Consider the following 18,538-nt stretch of genomic DNA (forward strand, 5'->3'; position numbering starts at 1 on the left):
TTTTCGATTACCAGGGAAACTTCTTTGGAAGCGGATAGGTAATTGCCAGTCTCTTCTGAAGAAATCGTAACAGGATAAGTTCCTGCATCGGTATATCCTTGTGTAGGAGCGTAGGCCAATTCAGTTTCTGAGTGGTTTAGCGTTGCTGAAACATTCTTAACAGTTCCGTCATAAGTGAAGGTCTGCGTAGCATCTGCAGTAATTATAGCTTCAGCTTTTTTGATCACAAGATCGGCGGTCAGTACCTTATCATTATAATTTTCCTGACTAACAGTTGCTGTTACCTTATAAGTTCCTGCATTAGTTTGTCCATTATTGGCATACTTAACTGTTGCACCCTCTGGAAGAGCACTTACCGAAATAGATTTGGAATTGCCATCGTAAGTAAAGGCTTTATTCTCAAAAGTCACTCCTGTAATCTCTGCATTTTCAATTACCAGCGACACTTCTTTTGAAGCTGATAAATAATTGTCAGTTTCTGCCGAAGCCACAACTACAGGATAAGTTCCAGCATCGGTATAGCCTTGTGAAGGAGCGTAAGCCAATTCAGTTTCTGAGTGGTTTAGCGTTGCTGTTATATTCTTAAAAGTTCCATCATAAGTGAAGGTCTGCGTAGCATCTGCAGTAATTATAGCTTCAGCTTTTTTGATCACAAGATCGGCAGTCAATACCTTATCATTATAATTTTCCTGACTAACAGTTGCTGTTACCTTATAAGTTCCTGCATTAATTTGTCCATTATTGGCATACTTAACTGTTGCACCCTTTGGAATAGCACTTACCGAAATAGATTTGGAATCGCCATCATAGGTAAAGGCTTTATTCTCAAAAGTCACTCCTGCGATCTCCGCATTATCGATTACCAGGGAAACTTCTTTTGTAGCTGATAAATAATTGTCAGTCTCTTCGGCTAAAATCGTAACAGGATAAGTTCCTGCATCGGTATAGCCTTGTGTAGGAGAATAGGCCAATTCAGTTTCAGTATGATTTAGCATTGCTGCAGCATTCTTAATGGTCCCATCAAAAGTAAAGGTCTGAACGGCATCTGCAGTGATGATGGCCTGAGCTTTGTTAATAGTGAAATCTGCCGTTTCATAAATAAGACTATAATTGCTGTCTAATGAAAGAGTTCCTTGTTCAATAACATAGACACCTGCCTTTTCTCCGGTCTCACGGTTCAATTCCCCCGTAAAAGTATCATCACCTACTAAAGCCCCGGCGGTAATTTGGTAAAAAAGTTTCGGATCTTCAGCTCCATAAATTTTAGATTTTGCCTCTGCCGAAACAGTGACAGTTGCTTTACTTACAGTTAAAGTTTGTTTCACAGGGGGAGCCGCTAGATGTTGGTCATTTCCAACCTGAGAGGCCGTTATTTCCGTTGTTCCGGCTTTTAATATAATAGCCTGATTTCCCGAAATTGATACGATATCGGGATCCTGGGCAGTATATATAACAGTTAACTCCTTATCGGTTTTTTCATCTCCCAAAATAAAGGCAGGATCTCCGTAGGTTTTCACCGAAATTTCAGGGAAGTTAATAAACTGATCCTGCTTAGTTGTAATGAACGTCCATATATTGCTGCTTGCCTCTATTGCCTCAATATTGTTGTTATGATCATCCCTAACAAAACCGTTACTAATTCCCACAGAAAGTGTAGTGTTTGCAGGGAGGTTTTCAGTAATTTCAAACGATAAAGTCAACTTGTCTTCAGAAAGATTGAATTTCTCCCGGTCTTCCCAAACTGAAAGATCATAGGTTTGCACCACTCCATTAGCATCTTCCAAAGTCAGGATTCCACTTGAGTTAAGCTCTACCGCTTCGTCAAAAGTGACTGATAAAGTGGGTTGCAGAGCAACCTCTGTAGTTTGATGGGCAGGAGAAAAATTCTTAACAACCGGTGCGGTTTCATCTACCGGGGGTGTGGTTGTAATACTTGTATTTCTGTACAATATAGAAATGGGACCATCGCTAGCTCTACCAGTAATAAGCACATCCTGATCGTTATCTCCATCAATATCGGAAAAAGCTACGGAACCACTTTCGACCCCTCGGAAAGGCATGTTGAAGATTTCCGTAAATCCACCGGTGCCATCATTTACGTAAAGCTTAGCAATCTGGTTATAATTCATATCATAACCAGTGATCATCACATCCTGGAAACCATCTCCATCTACATCAGCAAAATCGATGGAACTATTTTGCACTCCTGCTAAAGAGGTTCCTGATAATTCGGAATAATTGCCGGAGCCATCATTTTTATAAAGTTTGGCGATAGTCGTTCTATCAGAATAACTATAGCCCGTGATCATCACATCCTGGTCGCCATCCAAATCTACATCAGCAAATGCAATGGAACCTTGAGACACGCCTAAGAACGGAGTTTCTGTTATTTCTGAATACTTACCAGAACCGTCATTTTTATAAAGTTTGGCGATATAATTGGAATACTGGCTACTCCTACCAGTTATTAAAACATCCTGGTCCCCATCCCCGTCTACATCGGCAAAAGCGATGGAACTTTGTTGCACTCCTGTAAAAGGAGTTCCCGTAATTTCTGAAAAATTTCCGGAACCATCGTTCTTATAAAGTTTGGCACTAACATTCAAGGAAGAGTTACCCCACCTGCCTGTAATCAACACATCCGGATCACCATCTGCATCTACATCGCCAAAAGCGATGGAACCATTTTGTACGCCTGCTAAAGAAGTTCCTGTTGATTCTGAATAACTACCGGAGCCGTCATTTTTATAAAGTTTAGCAATGCCGTTATATGTATTATCCGCCCCAGTGATCAATACATCCTGGTCGTCATCCTTATCTACATCAGCAAATGCAATAGCCCCATTTTGCACTCCCATAAATGGAGTTCCCGTTATTTTCGAAAAGTTGCCGGAGCCGTCATTTTTATAAAGTTTAGCAATACCGTTATATGTATTATCGTGCCCGGTGATCAATACATCCTGGTCGCCATTTCCATCTATATCGGCAAAAGCTATAGAACTATTCTGCACACCTGTAAAAAACATACCTGTGGGTTCTACATAATTACCGGCACCAATATTTACATATAGCTTAACAACAGGATTATAAGAGTTACCCGCACCCGTAATTATTACATCCTGATCATTATCCCCATCTATATCTGCAAAACCTATAGAACTATATTGCACTCCTGCAAAGGAATTATTAATATCTTCAGTATAATTACCGTAGCCATCATTTTTATAAAGTTTAGAAAGGCTGTTATATGTATTATCGAGCCCAGTGATCAATACATCCTGGTCGCCATCTCCATCTCCATCTGCAAAAGCCACTGAACCGTATTCTACTCCTTCGAAAGCAGTATTCGGAACTTCTGTATAATTACCGGCTCCATTATTGCTGTAAAGTTTGGCGATGCGGGTGTTGGAGTTATCCCTACCCGAAATAAAAACATCATTACTACCGTCCCCGTTTATATCGGCAAAAGTAACAGAACTATTTCGCACTCCCGGGAAAGGTGTATCTGTAGATTCTGTAAAATTTCCGAAACCGTTATTTATATATAGTGTTGTAATTCCACCTATAGTGGATTGTCCTGTGATCAACAAATCCTTATCATTATCTCCATCAACATCAGCAAAAGCTATGGAACCGTACTGTACTCCTTCAAAAATATTATTGCTGTCTTGCGTATAATGTCCATTGCCATCATTCAAATATAGAATAGCACTAGGGACTCCCTCCCAGGTGCTACCAGCAAATCCTGTTATCAACACATCCTGATCTCCATCGGTATCTACATCAGCAAAAGCAAGTGAACTATTTTGTACCCCTACAAAAGGAGTGTCTAAGAATTCTGTATAATTACCCAAACCATCATTTAGATAAAGATAGGCTTGAGGTTCCGCCATTTCAGGCATCCCCATCATACCAGAAGACCCGCCGGTTATTAACACATCCTGGTCTCCATCTCCATCTACATCGGCAAAAGCTACGGAACCATTCTGCACTCCCTTAAAAGGGGCTCCAGCAACTTCCTTGTACAATCCAAATCCATCATTGAGATAGAGTATAGCGCTTGCTCCTTCTCCTTCTATCGTACCTCCGTTCATACCAGAACCTCCGGCTATTAACACATCCTGGTCACCATCTCCGTCTACATCGGCAAAAGCTATGGAACTATTTTGAACCCCTTCAAAGGAAGGAATAATTTGTGGGGCGGGAGGAGGAGGCATTACCTGTTCAAAAGTTTGCGCAAAAGCGATTTCACTTCCCAGACATAAAATAACTAAAATTAGAATTTTTGAAATGTAATTTTGTTTCATGTAAAAATAGATTTGTTACGCATAAGGATATCTCTGAATGTTCTCTCTAGCTAGGGGAGAGAAAAAAACTGTTAAATGAAAAACAAAAAAACGTTAAAAGAATTAAAAAACAGGACGAAATGCAAGTGAGATGGTGTTCAAATTCGATTTGGATACGTACATAACAGATTAAATTTCAAACAGTAAGAAATTATTCCGGCCCTTAAGTAGTTTTAGAGGATATTTGAATGTACAAATCGTATTTATTTGAAGCTTTCATTCATTTTTTCAAGCTAAACCTTCAATCGATTATTTTTCAGGTAGCTTTCTTAAATTAGTTTATTTGCCAGATCCATACCTAGGTAATTCTGATGGATAGAAACTCATAGTAATGACTATCCACTAGGTGCTAGAATCAGATTTAGATCTTTTGCACAGAGCGAATTGCAAAGGGATACCTGCTAACTACTCACGAATTTCACCTCTATTATTTTTTATTTTACCCTCCCTTTACAACCTCAAAAAGTGTTACCTACGAGATTTTACTGTCAGTAATTAATAATTTCAGGATTTCGAGCTCCTTTCTCAGCTGTACCCTAATTAAAACGGCAAGTCCAAAGAAAACAGCCCACGACAAATAAATGATGCATACATAGAATTTTCCCAAGCGCTCCTTTTCGATAAAAGAGAGCAGCATCGTAAAACCGTAGCTATATACGGCCAACCACAAGGGAGTCACTATAAAATGCATATATTTTCTAGTCCTATAGTAAGTCTTTAATTGGGACTTAAAATCCATTAAAGATTGATCTCTAGAATAATTTTTCTTTTTTACAATGGCATACTCCAACACAAGAAGCATCACCAAAGCGCTCGCCATAATTCCCAGTCCTCTATAGGTTTTACTACCAAAAAAGACGGAAATGTAGAAGAAAAAAAGTACAAGTATTAGTATAGCAATCCCAAATATAATAAGGTTAAACAACTTATTATTTAGAATTTTCTCTAACGAGCTTAATACCTCCTGAAAGCTTATTTTTTTGTCACTATTCATCCCTGCCGAATACTTATCTTTGAGCTCTAATCCAATGACCAAAGGCTCCTGGTGGTCTCATATAAAATCCAATAATTACAAAACAAAGCTAAAAGGATTAAAACCAGGGGTAAAATATAGGCGTAAGCGTATTCAAATTGTATTTGGACACGTTCTTAGCACCCTAAATTGTAATAAGGTCAGAAAAAAATAATTTTTTGGTAATAACAGAAATTATTTGCATTCCAGTGCATATTTACTGGGACTTACATCCATTGCATTTTTAAATGCTTTACTAAAAGAGGTTCTGCTGGCAAATCCGCAATCCCCTGCTAAAGCTTCAATAGTATTATTTCGCAGGTAACCTTTTTCAATAAGTTTCTTGGCATGGTCCATTCTTAAAGAGTTTTTATAGTCTGCAAAACTCATTTCATAATATTTTTTAAGAAAATAGGAAATATGATGAGACGGCATATTCAGTGCCCGGGCACATTGGGTAAGATTGAAACTTTGGTTTAGATAGGATTTAGTTTCTTTTAGACCCTCTAACTTTGATTTAACCTCCTGCTCATTCAGGCCGAATTTGAGGTCATCGGTTTGATCTTGTTTTTTAATATCAAGAATAGGTTTTTCCTGGTGTTGGGGGTAGCCATACAGAATACTTGGAAAATAAATGGGAATGATCCCAATAAGAAATAGAGCTATATAAAGAAAGAAAGTTATAATTCCCCCATTTTCTCCAATTACTAGTAAGTTGTGAAACAAGTTTTCTTCGAAGATTTTTTCTAATGCATAAAGAATAGCCAGGACTGCCATAATTATTAGAATGCTCCAAAATGTAACTAGCCATTTGTCAAGAATAGATTTTAGTTCATCATCCTTACCTTTTTTTATAAACGACCTTATTTGGGGCACTAACACCACTAAAACTCCTAACTGCCATAGGTGCCTCATAAGTAAGTGTTGGTCCAAATTCAAAAGTAAATAATGGACTCCCAGTCTTTTCTCAGGAGCCGATATTGTTGTAGATATAATATTATTATATAGACTCTCGGGTTGGAGATAAACATAAGCAACATCAATTAAGCCTAAAAGAAAGGGTAAAAATAGAATCAATTCCCCACTATTCCATTTGAGCTCATCGGTGATAATAACTTTGAAATAATAATAAATCGGAATAAATATTAAATGATACGGGAGCAATGGCCAAAGGAAAAACCACTTAAAATGCTCTAAAAAGCCGCCATCTATTATATAAGCCTGCAAGGCATAAACCGATAATAAAAAATAAAAACTACCTAAAATGCGAGTGGCAATAGTATTAGTAGATTCTTTAAAAAATAATGTTGTGGATAAAACAAAGCCGAATATGGCCGCTATAAGTAGAATTATAATCATAATAATTAAAAAATCATCATTTGCTTAGGAGAAATGGCATCCAATAAACGGATGCACCCCTATTGATAAAGGGCACATTTGGAATAGCTTTACATTATTTATCTAATTTATGAAAATATTAACAACAAATATAGAATTTTAAACTACAAAAATCTATGGTGATATGGTATTTAAGAATTTCGTAGGCTTTCCTCTTATTTCTGTAAAGGTTGATAGGATTTGCTGTCCCCCACCTCTTTACTTACAGCGCGAAGAATCCCTTTTGGTTTAACAATACACGGGATGGCATTCCATATTGTTATTAATTTTATACTCAATATCTCATGAAATATTTTACTATCCAAAGCCAGGCGAAAACATTTATCGCCCAGTGAGTAGGTCCGTTACACACATTAAAGCGGCTGTTTAAAGAGCATTAAATTTATTAATACCGCAATTTAATTTCTTTTAAATCGAAAGTTTTAAAAACGGAATCCTCCACTTCTATATTCAACCTTCCGGAAGTTGTGACACCCCTTATAATTCCGGTGAGATAAGTTCCGTTAGGGAACTCAAAGGTAGAAACCTGGTCCCTTCTAAACATACTCCTGGCATACTCCTCCAAAATAGCGGTTTCAGCCTGGTCATAAATTTGCGTCAGTTTCACTTCAAACTCATCCGTGATCCTTTTCAGCAATTCATCCAGGTTGAAATGAACTCCAGTTGAAAGCTTAAGCGAAGCGGCCTGTGGCAGGTCAGGAAACTCGGTTTGATTCACATTGAGGCCCACTCCTATTACCGAAGCCGCGATTTCATTATTTTTCAGAATGTTTTCAATGAGGATACCACCAATTTTATAGCGTGCTGACATTATGTCGTTAGGCCATTTGACCTTAAGACCAGGGATATTAAATTTTTTAAGCACATTTAATATCGCCAGAGACACCGTTGCACTCATTAAAAATTGATGGTTAAGCCCGACCCTGATCTTTGGATATAAAACACTAAAAGTAAGGTTTTCCCCAGCATTGGAAATCCATCCAGAGCCTCGTTGTCCCCGGCCTTTGGTTTGTTCTATAGCTACCACACAAAGCGGCTCAAAAGAGGTATTCCCCCGGTAGAGTTCCCTGGCAAATTCGTTGGTAGAATTGGTGGCATTAATTTTGATTATACGCATACTAATAGTAAGAAATGAAACGGGCGTTAAATGTTATGTAAACTAAGCCTATAAACAGCTAAAAAGTAATAACTTTGCGAAAATAATTAATTTTAATGGCAAAAAAAGAACCGAACAACGATCAACTTATTGCGCATATAATTAAAGGGATTGAAGAAGTAAAAGGAAACGACATAGATATTCTTGACCTTAGGCAAATTGAAAACACCGTATGTGACTATTTTATTATTTGCAACGGTACCTCCAACACACAGGTAAACGCCATTGTGAATTCCATCCAAAAAACTGTAAGTAAAGCTCTTAAAGACAAACCCTGGCACGTAGAAGGCGGAGAAAATGCTGAGTGGGTATTATTAGATTATGTAAACGTAGTTGTCCACGTTTTCCAAAAGCATATTAGAGAGTTTTACGATATTGAAAGTCTTTGGGGTGATGCTAAGATCACCTCCATAGCAACCAATTATTAATTATTTAATTTAGAATTTCCAAGAATGGCGAAACAGCAAACTAAAAAAAATACAGATCCTAAAAAGCCGAAATTTAACGCTTACTGGATCTATGCCGCTATAATTATTTTCTTTTTAGGACTTAACTTCTTTAGCGGAGGCGGTTTTAGCGAACCTTCTCAAACCAATCCGGCGGAATTTCTTTCTTACCTTAGAAGTGGTGATGTAAAGAAAGTTGAGATCGTAAACCGCAAAAGAGCTAATGTATATCTTACCGAAGAAGCTAGTCAAAAAGAAATCCATGAAAAAGCTACAGACCCTGAGCTTTTAGCCACTGGGGGTGATACTCCCGCCTATAGCTTTGAATTCGGAGATTTACAGAACCTTGAAAACGATATCAAGGAAATTAAAGCTGAAAACAATCTGGAAACTACCGTTGTGTATGATACACAAAGCAACGTGATGAGTGAGATTTTTTGGGCTTTGTTACCTTTTATTTTAATCATCGGGGTATGGATCTTTATCATGCGAAAAATGAGCTCCGGCGGAGGTGGCGGTGCTGGAGGCCAAATTTTTAATATTGGTAAATCCAAGGCCAAATTATTTGATCAGAATACTGATGTAAAAACTTCTTTCAAAGATGTTGCCGGTTTAGAAGGCGCCAAAGAAGAAGTGCAGGAGATTGTAGATTTCCTTAAACATCCGGATAAATATACTTCTCTAGGGGGTAAAATCCCAAAAGGAGCCTTACTTGTAGGGCCTCCCGGAACGGGTAAAACCCTCTTAGCAAAAGCTGTTGCGGGCGAAGCGAAAGTCCCTTTCTTCTCACTTTCAGGTTCAGATTTCGTAGAGATGTTCGTGGGAGTTGGAGCATCCAGAGTTCGTGATTTGTTTAAACAAGCCAAAGAGAAGTCGCCTTCCATTATTTTTATTGATGAAATCGATGCCATTGGACGAGCCCGTGGGAAAAGTAACTTTTCAGGTTCAAATGATGAACGCGAAAATACGTTAAACCAGTTATTGACCGAAATGGATGGTTTTGGTACCAACACCAATGTCATTGTTGTTGCCGCTACCAACCGTGCGGACGTTCTGGATAAAGCCTTAATGCGAGCAGGAAGATTTGACCGTCAGATCTACGTTGACCTGCCGGATTTAAATGAACGAAAAGAAATTTTTGAAGTTCACCTCAAACCACTTAAAAAAGTAGCTGAAGAACTTGATACTGAATTTTTAGCAAAACAAACCCCCGGATTCTCCGGAGCAGATATCGCCAATGTCTGTAATGAAGCCGCACTTATTGCCGCTCGTAAAGGGAATAAAGCAGTTGGAAAACAAGATTTCCTTGATGCCGTAGACAGGATTGTAGGCGGACTCGAGAAAAAGAATAAAATAATTACACCAGACGAAAAGAAAGCCATTGCCTATCACGAAGCTGGCCACGCCACTGTAAGCTGGATGTTGGAACACGCTGCACCCCTGGTAAAAGTTACCATTGTTCCTCGTGGACAATCTCTTGGAGCAGCCTGGTATTTACCCGAAGAACGGCTTATTGTAAGACCGGAACAAATGTTGGACGAGATGTGCGCTGCCCTTGGCGGGCGAGCTGCAGAAAAAGTGGTGTTCAATAAAATCTCCACCGGTGCCTTAAGTGACCTTGAAAAGGTAACCAAACAGGCTAAGGCCATGGTCACCATCTACGGACTGAACGAGAAGATAGGAAACCTTACCTATTACGATTCATCAGGACAGGGCGAATACAATTTCACAAAGCCCTACAGTGAAAGCACTTCTGAACTCATTGATAAAGAAATTTCAAATTTAATTGAAACACAATATCAACGTGCCATAGATCTACTTACCCAGCACAAGGATAAACTGGGCCAGTTAGCTGACATTCTTCTTGATAAAGAGGTAATTTTTAAAGATGATCTTGAGGATATCTTTGGAAGGAGGCCTTATGATGTAGAAAAAGAGAAAACAGAAGTACTTGGTAGCAAAAAGACCCCTGGTATAGAAGAGAAGATTGCTAAGACCAAAGAGCAAAATCCTACCCCGCAAGAAGATTCCTCAGAGAACACATTAACTGAAAAAAATTCAGTTAATAAATAGTTCACAACCATAGTTTAAAAAATCTTAATTTACATAAGTGTTAAATTAAGATTTTTTACCTTTGGTTAAAATGACGTTGAGAACCACACCCAAAACTCTATGAGTCTATTTAGAAGATTTCTTAACCCTAAATCTAAATCAGACAAGCAACAGGATTCCCCTGAAAAAGCTGATCGAGGGAAATATATGCCCGAGGTAAAACTACCTACCGATGAGCGTTTTATGCTCAATTTTAAAAATAACGGTGGTAAATTTCTCTATTGTGAGGACAATAATGAAATACAGGAAGCTTTTGATAATATCCTATTAGAAAATGACTGGTATGAAAATGACTGCTTTTGCCTGGACCCAAACCTGCAGGATAGATTTAAGGGTTTTAATCTAAATTTTACCAGGTCTGGTTCTGCACCTTTCTTTTTATCAACCTGCGAATATTTGATTTCCAACGATGGTTCTATTCTTATTTCCTCCAACCAAATCAAAGAATGCAAACTCAATGATCTACCAGATAATTTCGTCATTATTTCTTCTACCAGTCAGTTGATAGATACCATTGGCGAAGGCCTTCGTGGCATTAAATTCCGCAACAAACAGCGAATTCCTTCTAATATTACTACCATCAAAAATTTTGAAACTCAAAAAGAGGGAGATTTTATGAGCTATGGAAGTAGCACAAAAAACCTATATTTGCTCCTGCTGGAAGATTTATAAACACATGAGGGAAGCAATTATTAGAACTATTTCGGGATTGTTGTACGTATCCATTTTGGTTGCTTCCATACTCTCTTCCGAGTTTATATTTATCAGTTTATTTTACCTTCTTGGATTGGTTTGCCTGATTGAAATGCAAAAACTCCTGCATTTAAAAAGTTACGCTCTTTACGGGGTGCAGGCCTTACTGTTTTATCTATTTAGTTACCTGAAATTCAATCAGGATGCTACTATTCTGCTGTTATTTATAACGATTTTCGTAAACTTATTCCTGGTAAAGGACCTTCTGTTTGTCAAGAAAATCCCTGTTTTTGAAAAGAAAAAGTACATCATAATTATTTTCTATCTAATCTCCTCGGTTATTTTTCTTACCCTTATTCCAACTATAGAAGGTGTTTTTATACCAAGACTGGTGGTAGGGATCTTTATACTTATTTGGACAAATGACACTTTTGCTTATATTGTTGGAAAGAATTTCGGAAATAAAAAGCTCTTTGAAAGAATTTCCCCCAATAAAACCGTAGAAGGTTTCCTGGGCGGATTGATTTTTAGCGGTATAGCCAGTTTTTTTATTTTTTATTATACCCAGTTCCTGAGCTTTACTATTTGGCTAGGTTTAGCGATAATACTTAGTGTTTTTGGAACATTAGGAGATCTTATTCAATCAAAATTCAAGCGCCAGGCTGGCGTTAAAGACAGTGGGAGCCTAATGCCAGGGCACGGAGGACTGTTTGACAGACTGGATAGTATTATTTTCTCGAGCCCATTTGTTTATGCTTATTTATATATTCTAGACTATGTTTCATAAAGAAGGTTATAAAATTATGGCCATAGCGGCTTTGCTGCTAATTGCAATAAACGCATTATCATATACGTTAATATATACCTATTGGATAAAATTCTCGATCCTGATAGTTACGGTCATATTGTTTTTACTCATTGTTCAGTTCTTTAGAAACCCCAAAAGAAGTACTGTTTTAAATGATAGCCATGTAGTGGCCCCGGTAGACGGAAAAGTTGTTGCCATTGAAGAGGTTGAAGAAAAAGAATACTTTAAAGACAAACGCCTACAGGTTTCTATTTTTATGTCTCCTATAAACGTGCACGTCACAAGGCATCCTATTGGGGGTAAAATAAAATACAGTAAATATCATCCCGGAAAATTTTTGGTGGCCTGGCATCCAAAATCCAGTGAAGAGAATGAAAGAACTACCGTAGTTGTAGAAAACTCCTTTGCCGGAGAAATTCTTTACCGCCAAATTGCCGGTGCAATGGCTAAAAGAATTGTAAACTATGCCCAGGTCGGCCAGGACGTGGTTCAGGGAAGTGACAGCGGGTTTATAAAATTTGGGTCCAGGGTAGATGTTTTTTTACCGATAAATACACCTCTTTCTGTTAAACTTAACCAGAAAGTAAAAGGTGGGCTAAGTGTAATAGCAAAAATTGCAGAATAAGCAGTGTTATGCCTGAAATAACAGAAGAGAAGTTTTTAAAAGCCTATGATATGGCTAGTAATACCAACCAGCGATTTGCTCCGGATGTTATGCTTTATTTCTATGCCTATTATAAAAGAGCTACACAGGTTAACGGGTTTTATATCCCACCCACAAACGAGGGGGATCTACGTGACGCCTTCAAGGTAAATGCTTTGTTACAGGTTAAAAACCTAAGCAAGCAAGAAGCCCGTGAAAAATATGTGGAACTTGTAGAGGAGCATATTGGCGAGGTAACTGCATAATACCTCCCCGCCAATAGCTCTAAAATTTATTTCAGACTTTTAAGACTGGCTTTGATCGCTTCGATTTTTGCTTCTGCATCAGCTTTTTTTGCCTTTTCAACCGCTACCACTTTTTCGGGTGCGTTATTAACAAACCGCTCATTCGAAAGCTTTTTCTCCACGGACTTTAAAAAACCTTCATTATACTTTAATTCCTCTTCCAGCTTTTCTATTTCCGCATGCACATCAATGGACCCGGCGATAGGAATAAAATATTCGTTAGATTTTACCCGGAACGAAAGCGCCCCTTCCACCTGCTTATTTACATATCCAAAATCATTTATATTACCCATTTTTACAATGACAGGATCAAACAATTCAGAAGCTTTCTCATTATTCATCACCAATAGGTCAATGGTGTTTTTAAAAGAAATATTTTTTTCTTTCCTGATTTTTCTGATTCCCGCAATAACCTCTGATGCCAATGCGAATTCACTGATTATTTCATCATCAAAATCTTTTAGCTCTGGCCATTTGGCAACTATTAATGCCTGGGAAGGTTTTCTTTCGGAAATTTCCTGCCAGATTTCTTCGGTCACAAAAGGCATAAATGGGTGAAGGATTTTTAGGTTATCCTCCAGGATTTCAATTACCGCCTTATAGGTTTTGGCATCCATAGGTTGTCCATAAGCGGGTTTGACCATTTCCAGGAACCACGAGCAGTAATCATCCCAAATCAACTTATAGGTGCTCATTAAAGCATCACTCATCCGGTATTTGGAGTAATGATCCTCAATCTCAGCAAGGGTTTTTCTAAACCTTGCCTTGTACCAGTTCAACGCAATTATAGAAGTCTCTTCCTGCTCTTTATCCTGGGAAATCTCCCAGCCCTTAACCAATCTGAAAGCATTCCATATTTTGTTTGAAAAAGCACTCCCCTGTTTACAGAGATCCTCCTCAAACATTAAATCGTTTCCGGCTGGAGAACTAAGGAGCATCCCTACCCGAACCCCATCAGCACCATACTGTTCTATAAGGCCAAGTGGATCCGGTGAATTCCCGAGGGATTTAGACATTTTTCTTCGCTGCTTGTCCCTGACAATACCTGTGAGATATACATTCTTAAAGGGTCTTTCTCCCCGATATTCATATCCGGCCATAATCATACGTGCTACCCAGAAAAATAAAATTTCAGGAGCAGTCACAAGGTCGTTGGTGGGATAATAATAATTGATTTCCTTATTCTCGGGCTCCAGAATTCCGTTGAAAACACTAATTGGCCATAACCAGGAAGAAAACCAGGTGTCCAAGGCATCTTTATCCTGAATTAAATCCTCTGCTCTTAAGCCTGCATTTCCGGATTTTTCCCGGGCTTTCTTCAAAGCCTCTTCAGCAGTTTCAGCAACTACAAATTCCTCTTTTGCGTTTCCATAGTAATACGCGGGTATCTGTTGTCCCCATAAAAGCTGACGTGAGATATTCCAGTCACGTACATTTTCCATCCAGTGCTTGTAGGTATTCAGGAATTTATCCGGAACTAAATTAATTTGGTCTCCAACCACGGCATCAATCGCCGGTTTAGCCATGTCCTTCATTTTCAAAAACCACTGATCGCTCAACTTTGGTTCTATAACCGCACCGGTGCGTTCACTGGTTCCAACTTTATTGGAATGTTCTTCAATCTTGGTAAGTACACCCATTTTCTTTAATTCCTCAACAATTTCCTTTCTTACCTGGAACCTGTCTTTACCTTCATAATGCAGGCCGTGGGCATTAAGGCTTGCATCATCGTTAAGAATGTCAATTACTTCAAGATGGTGCTTATCTCCCAGCATTTTATCATTCTCATCATGGGCCGGGGTTACTTTTAAACAACCAGTACCAAACTCAATATCTACATATTCATCCTCAATTATTGGAACCACGCGATTGCATATAGGCACAATTGCTTTTTTACCTTTCAAATGAGTGAAGCGCTTATCGTTTGGATTTATACAAATTGCAGTATCTCCAAGAATGGTTTCAGGCCGGGTGGTGGCAATGGTTAAAACCTCATCGCTCCCTTCCACTTTATAATTCAGGTAATAGAGATTCCCCTGCTTCTCCAGGTGAATCACCTCTTCATCAGAAAGGGTGGTTTTTGCTACAGGATCCCAGTTTACCATTCGATAACCCCGGTAAATAAGTCCCTTTTCATATAGATCTACAAAAACCTTTATTACCGAGGCGGACATGTTTTCATCCATCGTAAACTTGGTACGCTCCCAGTCACAGGATGCTCCCAATTTCTTTAACTGCTCCAGGATAATACCCCCGTGTTTATGTGTCCACTCCCAGGCATGTTGTAGAAATTCCTCACGGCTAAGATCATTTTTATCAATTCCCTGAGCCTTTAACTTTGCCACTACTTTTGCTTCAGTAGCAATGGAAGCGTGATCTGTTCCCGGCACCCAGCAAGCGTTATAACCCTTTAACCTTGCACGTCTTACTAAAACATCCTGAATGGTATTATTCAGCATATGGCCCATATGTAAAACCCCAGTCACATTTGGCGGTGGGATCACGATAGTGTATGGTTCTCTTTGATCTACTTCAGAATGAAAATAATTGTTTTCCATCCAGTAGTTATACCATTTATCTTCTATTTTTTTTGAATCGTATTGGGAAGCAATCGCCATAGTGGTCTGGTTTTTGAAAATAAAGGCAAAAGTAATTATAACTTAAGGATTATAAAAGAAGTTGATTTGAATATAATTTTGTGTGTACATCATTTCAGTTTATATTTACCTTTTGTTTACTAAAACCCATTTATTATGAAAAAGTTTATTGCTATTGCCTTATTTGTCGTTACCGGATTTAGCGCTGTAACGGCGCAGGAGAAGGCCAAAATAGAATTCAAGAGTGAAACTATTGACTATGGTGAAATCAACAAAGGTAGTGACGGGGTTAGAGTATTTGAATTTACCAATACCGGTAATGTTCCCCTGGTGATTTCTGAGGTAACTTCCAGCTGTGGATGCACAATTCCTAAAAAGCCCGAAGAACCTATCCAACCAGGAGAAAGTGGGGAAATTCAGGTAAAATATGATACCAACCGTGTTGGTCCAATTAGAAAAACCATCACCGTATATTCCAATGCCGATCAGGCTACTAAATCGCTTAAAATTAAAGGAAGAGTTGTTGAGGAAAATGAAAGCAACACGTAATTCTAAGGTTTAAAACCTAGAAATGACCGTTTGAAATCTCTTTATAAAAGTCATTCTGTACTTTTTCAGGCTCTCCTATCATAGATAGCCGAAGCAGCTTGATTAATATAAAATTTTTCAAACGGTTTTTTTATGCCTGAAATTAAAACTCACCGGACAAACCCCTTTTTTAGTTTTAACCAATTATAACGCAAAATAGACCTATAATTTTACAGGAATTTTGCATTTTTGCATTTTATTAAAAACAATCTCATGCCAAATATTTCAAACAAAGGGCGCCTTATGCCCGAATCTCCAATAAGAAAATTAGTTCCCTTTGCGGAAGCAGCCATAAAAAAGGGAAAAATAATCTATCAGTTAAATATTGGGCAACCGGATATTGCAACTCCTAAAGCAGCTTTAGATGCGGTAAAGAATAACGATATTGATGTGCTTTCCTATAGCCATTCCGCAGGCTTTGAATCCTACCGAATCAAATTGGCTAAGTATTATCGTAAGAATGATATCCCGGTAGATGCTGAAGATATCATTATTACCACCGGAGGTTCAGAAGCTTTGTTATTTGCTATGGGCAGTATTACCGATCCGGGAGATGAGGTAATTATTCCCGAACCTTTTTATGCTAATTATAACGGTTTTGCAACAGCTTCAGGGGTGAAAATTGTGCCCATAAAAGGTTCGATTGAAGATAATTTTTCACTTCCTGCAATTTCAGAATTTGAGAAATTAATCACCGATAAAACCAAGGCGATTTTACTTTGTAACCCTGGTAATCCGACCGGTTATCTGTATACCCGTGAAGAAATTCAACAACTTGCCGAATTAGCTTTAAAACACGACCTTTTTATCGTTGCCGACGAGGTCTATCGCGAATTTGCATATGAAGGTGTAAAACACCATTCCATAATGAGTATTCCCGGGCTGGAACAAAATGCCATTATGGTCGATTCTGTTTCTAAGCGCTACAGCATGTGTGGTGCAAGAATTGGTTGTCTGGTTTCTAAAAATTTAGAGGTTATGACTGCCGCAATGAAATTCGCCCAGGCACGTTTAAGTCCGCCAACATTTGCTCAAATCGCTGCAGAAGCTGCACTGGATACTCCCGATGCGTATTTTGAAGAGGTAAATAAAGAATATACCGAAAGAAGAAACCTGTTAATTGAAGGTCTGGAGCGCATTAAAGGTGTAAAAGTAGCCAAACCAAAAGGAGCGTTTTACTGTATTGCAGAACTACCGGTAGAAAACGCCGATAAGTTTGCACAGTGGTTACTGGAAGATTTCGAATTCAATGGAGAAACCGTGATGGTTGCTCCCGCTGCCGGGTTCTACTCTACCCCAAACACAGGCATGAACCAGGTGCGAATAGCTTATGTTTTGAAAAAAGAAAACCTGGAAAGAGCCATCGAAATCCTCAAAATAGCCCTGGAAGAATATAACAAATAGGCTATGCAGGTTGCTGAAAATTTTTCGCTCAAGCAGTACAATACTTTTGGAGTAGATGTAAAGGCCAGGAAGTTTATTTCTGTGCACAGCACCGAAGAATTACGCGATGTTTTAAAGCAAACCTATGCCTCTGAAATATTTGTACTGGGTGGAGGCAGCAATATGTTGCTTACCCAGGATATAGATAAAACAGTTATTCAGATCGGCCTTAAGGGAATTGAACTTGTTTCTGAAAGTCAGGATGAAGTGATTTTAAAAGTTGGTGCCGGTGAAAACTGGCATCAATTTGTATTGTATTGTATTGAAAAAGGATACGGTGGAATAGAAAACTTATCCCTTATTCCCGGAAACGTAGGCACTGCACCTGTTCAAAATATTGGCGCATACGGGGTCGAATTAAAAGATACTTTTGAATCCTGCCAGGCGATGCGCATTCAAACCCTGGAGATGGAGACTTTTAGCCTGGACCAATGCAAATTTGATTACCGCTACTCTATTTTTAAAGGTAAGTTAAAAGGAGAATATATAATTAGCTCGGTAAACTTCAGGTTAAGCAAAAGAAACCATCAGTTAAGCACTACTTATGGGTCAATCCAGGCTGAACTCGATAAAAAGGACATTAAAAAACCGACCATTAAAGATGTATCGGATGCTGTGATAAGCATCCGTAAGGAAAAATTACCCGATCCCAGAGAACTGGGAAATAGTGGTAGTTTTTTTAAAAATCCAGTCGTCAGAGAATCTGAATTCAAAAAGCTTCAGGGTCAGTTTCCTGAGATACCATTTTATACCCTGAGAGCAAATAAAATAAAAATTCCGGCCGGCTGGCTCATTGATCAGGCTGGTTTAAAAGGATTTCGGCGGGGAGATGCTGGAGTCCATAAACACCAGGCCCTGGTTTTAGTAAATTATGGCAGCGCTACAGGAAAAGAAATTTTATCCCTATCTAAAGAAATTCAGGATAAGATCTATGGAAAGTATGGAATTAATTTAGAAGCGGAAGTAAATATTTTTTAATTTCTTTTTCATC

Annotated in this window: 14 protein-coding genes; 9 read left to right on the plus strand and 5 right to left on the minus strand. The window is 38.5% G+C overall.

Going from position 1 to position 18,538, the window contains the following annotated elements:
• The 4 genes from DET49_RS10435 to DET49_RS10450 form a co-directional block, all read right to left on the minus strand.
• The coding region (locus tag DET49_RS10435) for an FG-GAP-like repeat-containing protein (protein WP_133548049.1) at positions 1 to 4,307 on the minus strand (4,307 nt) is incomplete at its 3' end.
• 511 nt (positions 4,308 to 4,818) lie between these two features.
• On the minus strand, positions 4,819 to 5,340 hold the full coding sequence (locus DET49_RS10440) for a hypothetical protein (RefSeq protein ID WP_133548050.1): 522 nt from the start codon (positions 5,338 to 5,340) through the stop codon (positions 4,819 to 4,821).
• 213 nt (positions 5,341 to 5,553) lie between these two features.
• The gene (locus DET49_RS10445) at positions 5,554 to 6,717 is read right to left on the minus strand and encodes a helix-turn-helix domain-containing protein (RefSeq protein ID WP_133548051.1); all 1,164 of its coding nucleotides are present in this window, start codon (positions 6,715 to 6,717) and stop codon (positions 5,554 to 5,556) included.
• Between the two features lie 424 nt (positions 6,718 to 7,141).
• Positions 7,142 to 7,873 (minus strand): biotin--[acetyl-CoA-carboxylase] ligase, encoded by a 732-nt coding sequence (locus tag DET49_RS10450; protein WP_133548052.1) that lies wholly within the window; start codon positions 7,871 to 7,873, stop codon positions 7,142 to 7,144.
• Positions 7,874 to 7,968: 95 nt separating this feature from the next.
• On the opposite strand from DET49_RS10450, the gene rsfS reads away from it, so the two are divergent.
• From rsfS to DET49_RS10480, 6 genes are all read left to right on the plus strand, one after another.
• Entirely contained in the window at positions 7,969 to 8,340 is a 372-nt protein-coding gene (gene rsfS / locus DET49_RS10455; protein ID WP_133548053.1) for a ribosome silencing factor, read from the plus strand.
• Between the two features lie 24 nt (positions 8,341 to 8,364).
• Positions 8,365 to 10,431 carry an ATP-dependent zinc metalloprotease FtsH gene (ftsH, locus tag DET49_RS10460; RefSeq protein WP_133548054.1) on the plus strand — a complete coding sequence of 689 codons (2,067 nt, stop codon included), beginning with the start codon at positions 8,365 to 8,367 and terminating at the stop codon, positions 10,429 to 10,431.
• A gap of 99 nt (positions 10,432 to 10,530) precedes the next feature.
• Positions 10,531 to 11,142 (plus strand): LUD domain-containing protein, encoded by a 612-nt coding sequence (locus DET49_RS10465; RefSeq protein WP_133548055.1) that lies wholly within the window; start codon positions 10,531 to 10,533, stop codon positions 11,140 to 11,142.
• 4 nt (positions 11,143 to 11,146) lie between these two features.
• Entirely contained in the window at positions 11,147 to 11,950 is an 804-nt protein-coding gene (locus DET49_RS10470) for a phosphatidate cytidylyltransferase (protein WP_133548056.1), read from the plus strand.
• Entirely contained in the window at positions 11,940 to 12,596 is a 657-nt protein-coding gene (locus DET49_RS10475) for a phosphatidylserine decarboxylase family protein (protein WP_133548057.1), read from the plus strand. The genes DET49_RS10470 and DET49_RS10475 overlap by 11 nt, the downstream gene beginning before the upstream one ends.
• 8 nt (positions 12,597 to 12,604) lie before the next feature.
• Positions 12,605 to 12,880, plus strand: a complete 276-nt coding sequence (locus DET49_RS10480) for an acyl-CoA-binding protein (RefSeq protein WP_133548058.1) — start codon at positions 12,605 to 12,607, stop codon at positions 12,878 to 12,880.
• 26 nt (positions 12,881 to 12,906) lie between these two features.
• On the opposite strand, the gene DET49_RS10485 is transcribed toward DET49_RS10480, so the two are convergent.
• A complete protein-coding gene (locus tag DET49_RS10485) occupies positions 12,907 to 15,537 on the minus strand; it encodes a valine--tRNA ligase (RefSeq protein WP_133548059.1) in 2,631 nt (876 codons plus the stop codon).
• A 135-nt stretch (positions 15,538 to 15,672) separates the two neighbouring features.
• Between DET49_RS10485 and DET49_RS10490 the strand changes: the two genes are divergently transcribed.
• The 3 genes from DET49_RS10490 (at position 15,673) to murB (ending at position 18,525) form a co-directional block, all read left to right on the plus strand.
• On the plus strand, positions 15,673 to 16,065 hold the full coding sequence (locus DET49_RS10490; protein ID WP_133548060.1) for a DUF1573 domain-containing protein: 393 nt from the start codon (positions 15,673 to 15,675) through the stop codon (positions 16,063 to 16,065).
• 252 nt (positions 16,066 to 16,317) lie between these two features.
• Complete coding sequence (locus DET49_RS10495) at positions 16,318 to 17,508, plus strand: pyridoxal phosphate-dependent aminotransferase (protein WP_133548061.1); 1,191 nt, start codon at positions 16,318 to 16,320, stop codon at positions 17,506 to 17,508.
• Between the two features lie 3 nt (positions 17,509 to 17,511).
• Positions 17,512 to 18,525 carry a UDP-N-acetylmuramate dehydrogenase gene (gene murB, locus DET49_RS10500; RefSeq protein WP_133548062.1) on the plus strand — a complete coding sequence of 338 codons (1,014 nt, stop codon included), beginning with the start codon at positions 17,512 to 17,514 and terminating at the stop codon, positions 18,523 to 18,525.
• The last annotated feature ends 13 nt before the right edge of the window (positions 18,526 to 18,538 follow it).

Origin of the sequence: Salegentibacter sp. 24, assembly GCF_004362395.1 — a bacterium.
Lineage (GTDB): Bacteria > Bacteroidota > Bacteroidia > Flavobacteriales > Flavobacteriaceae > Salegentibacter.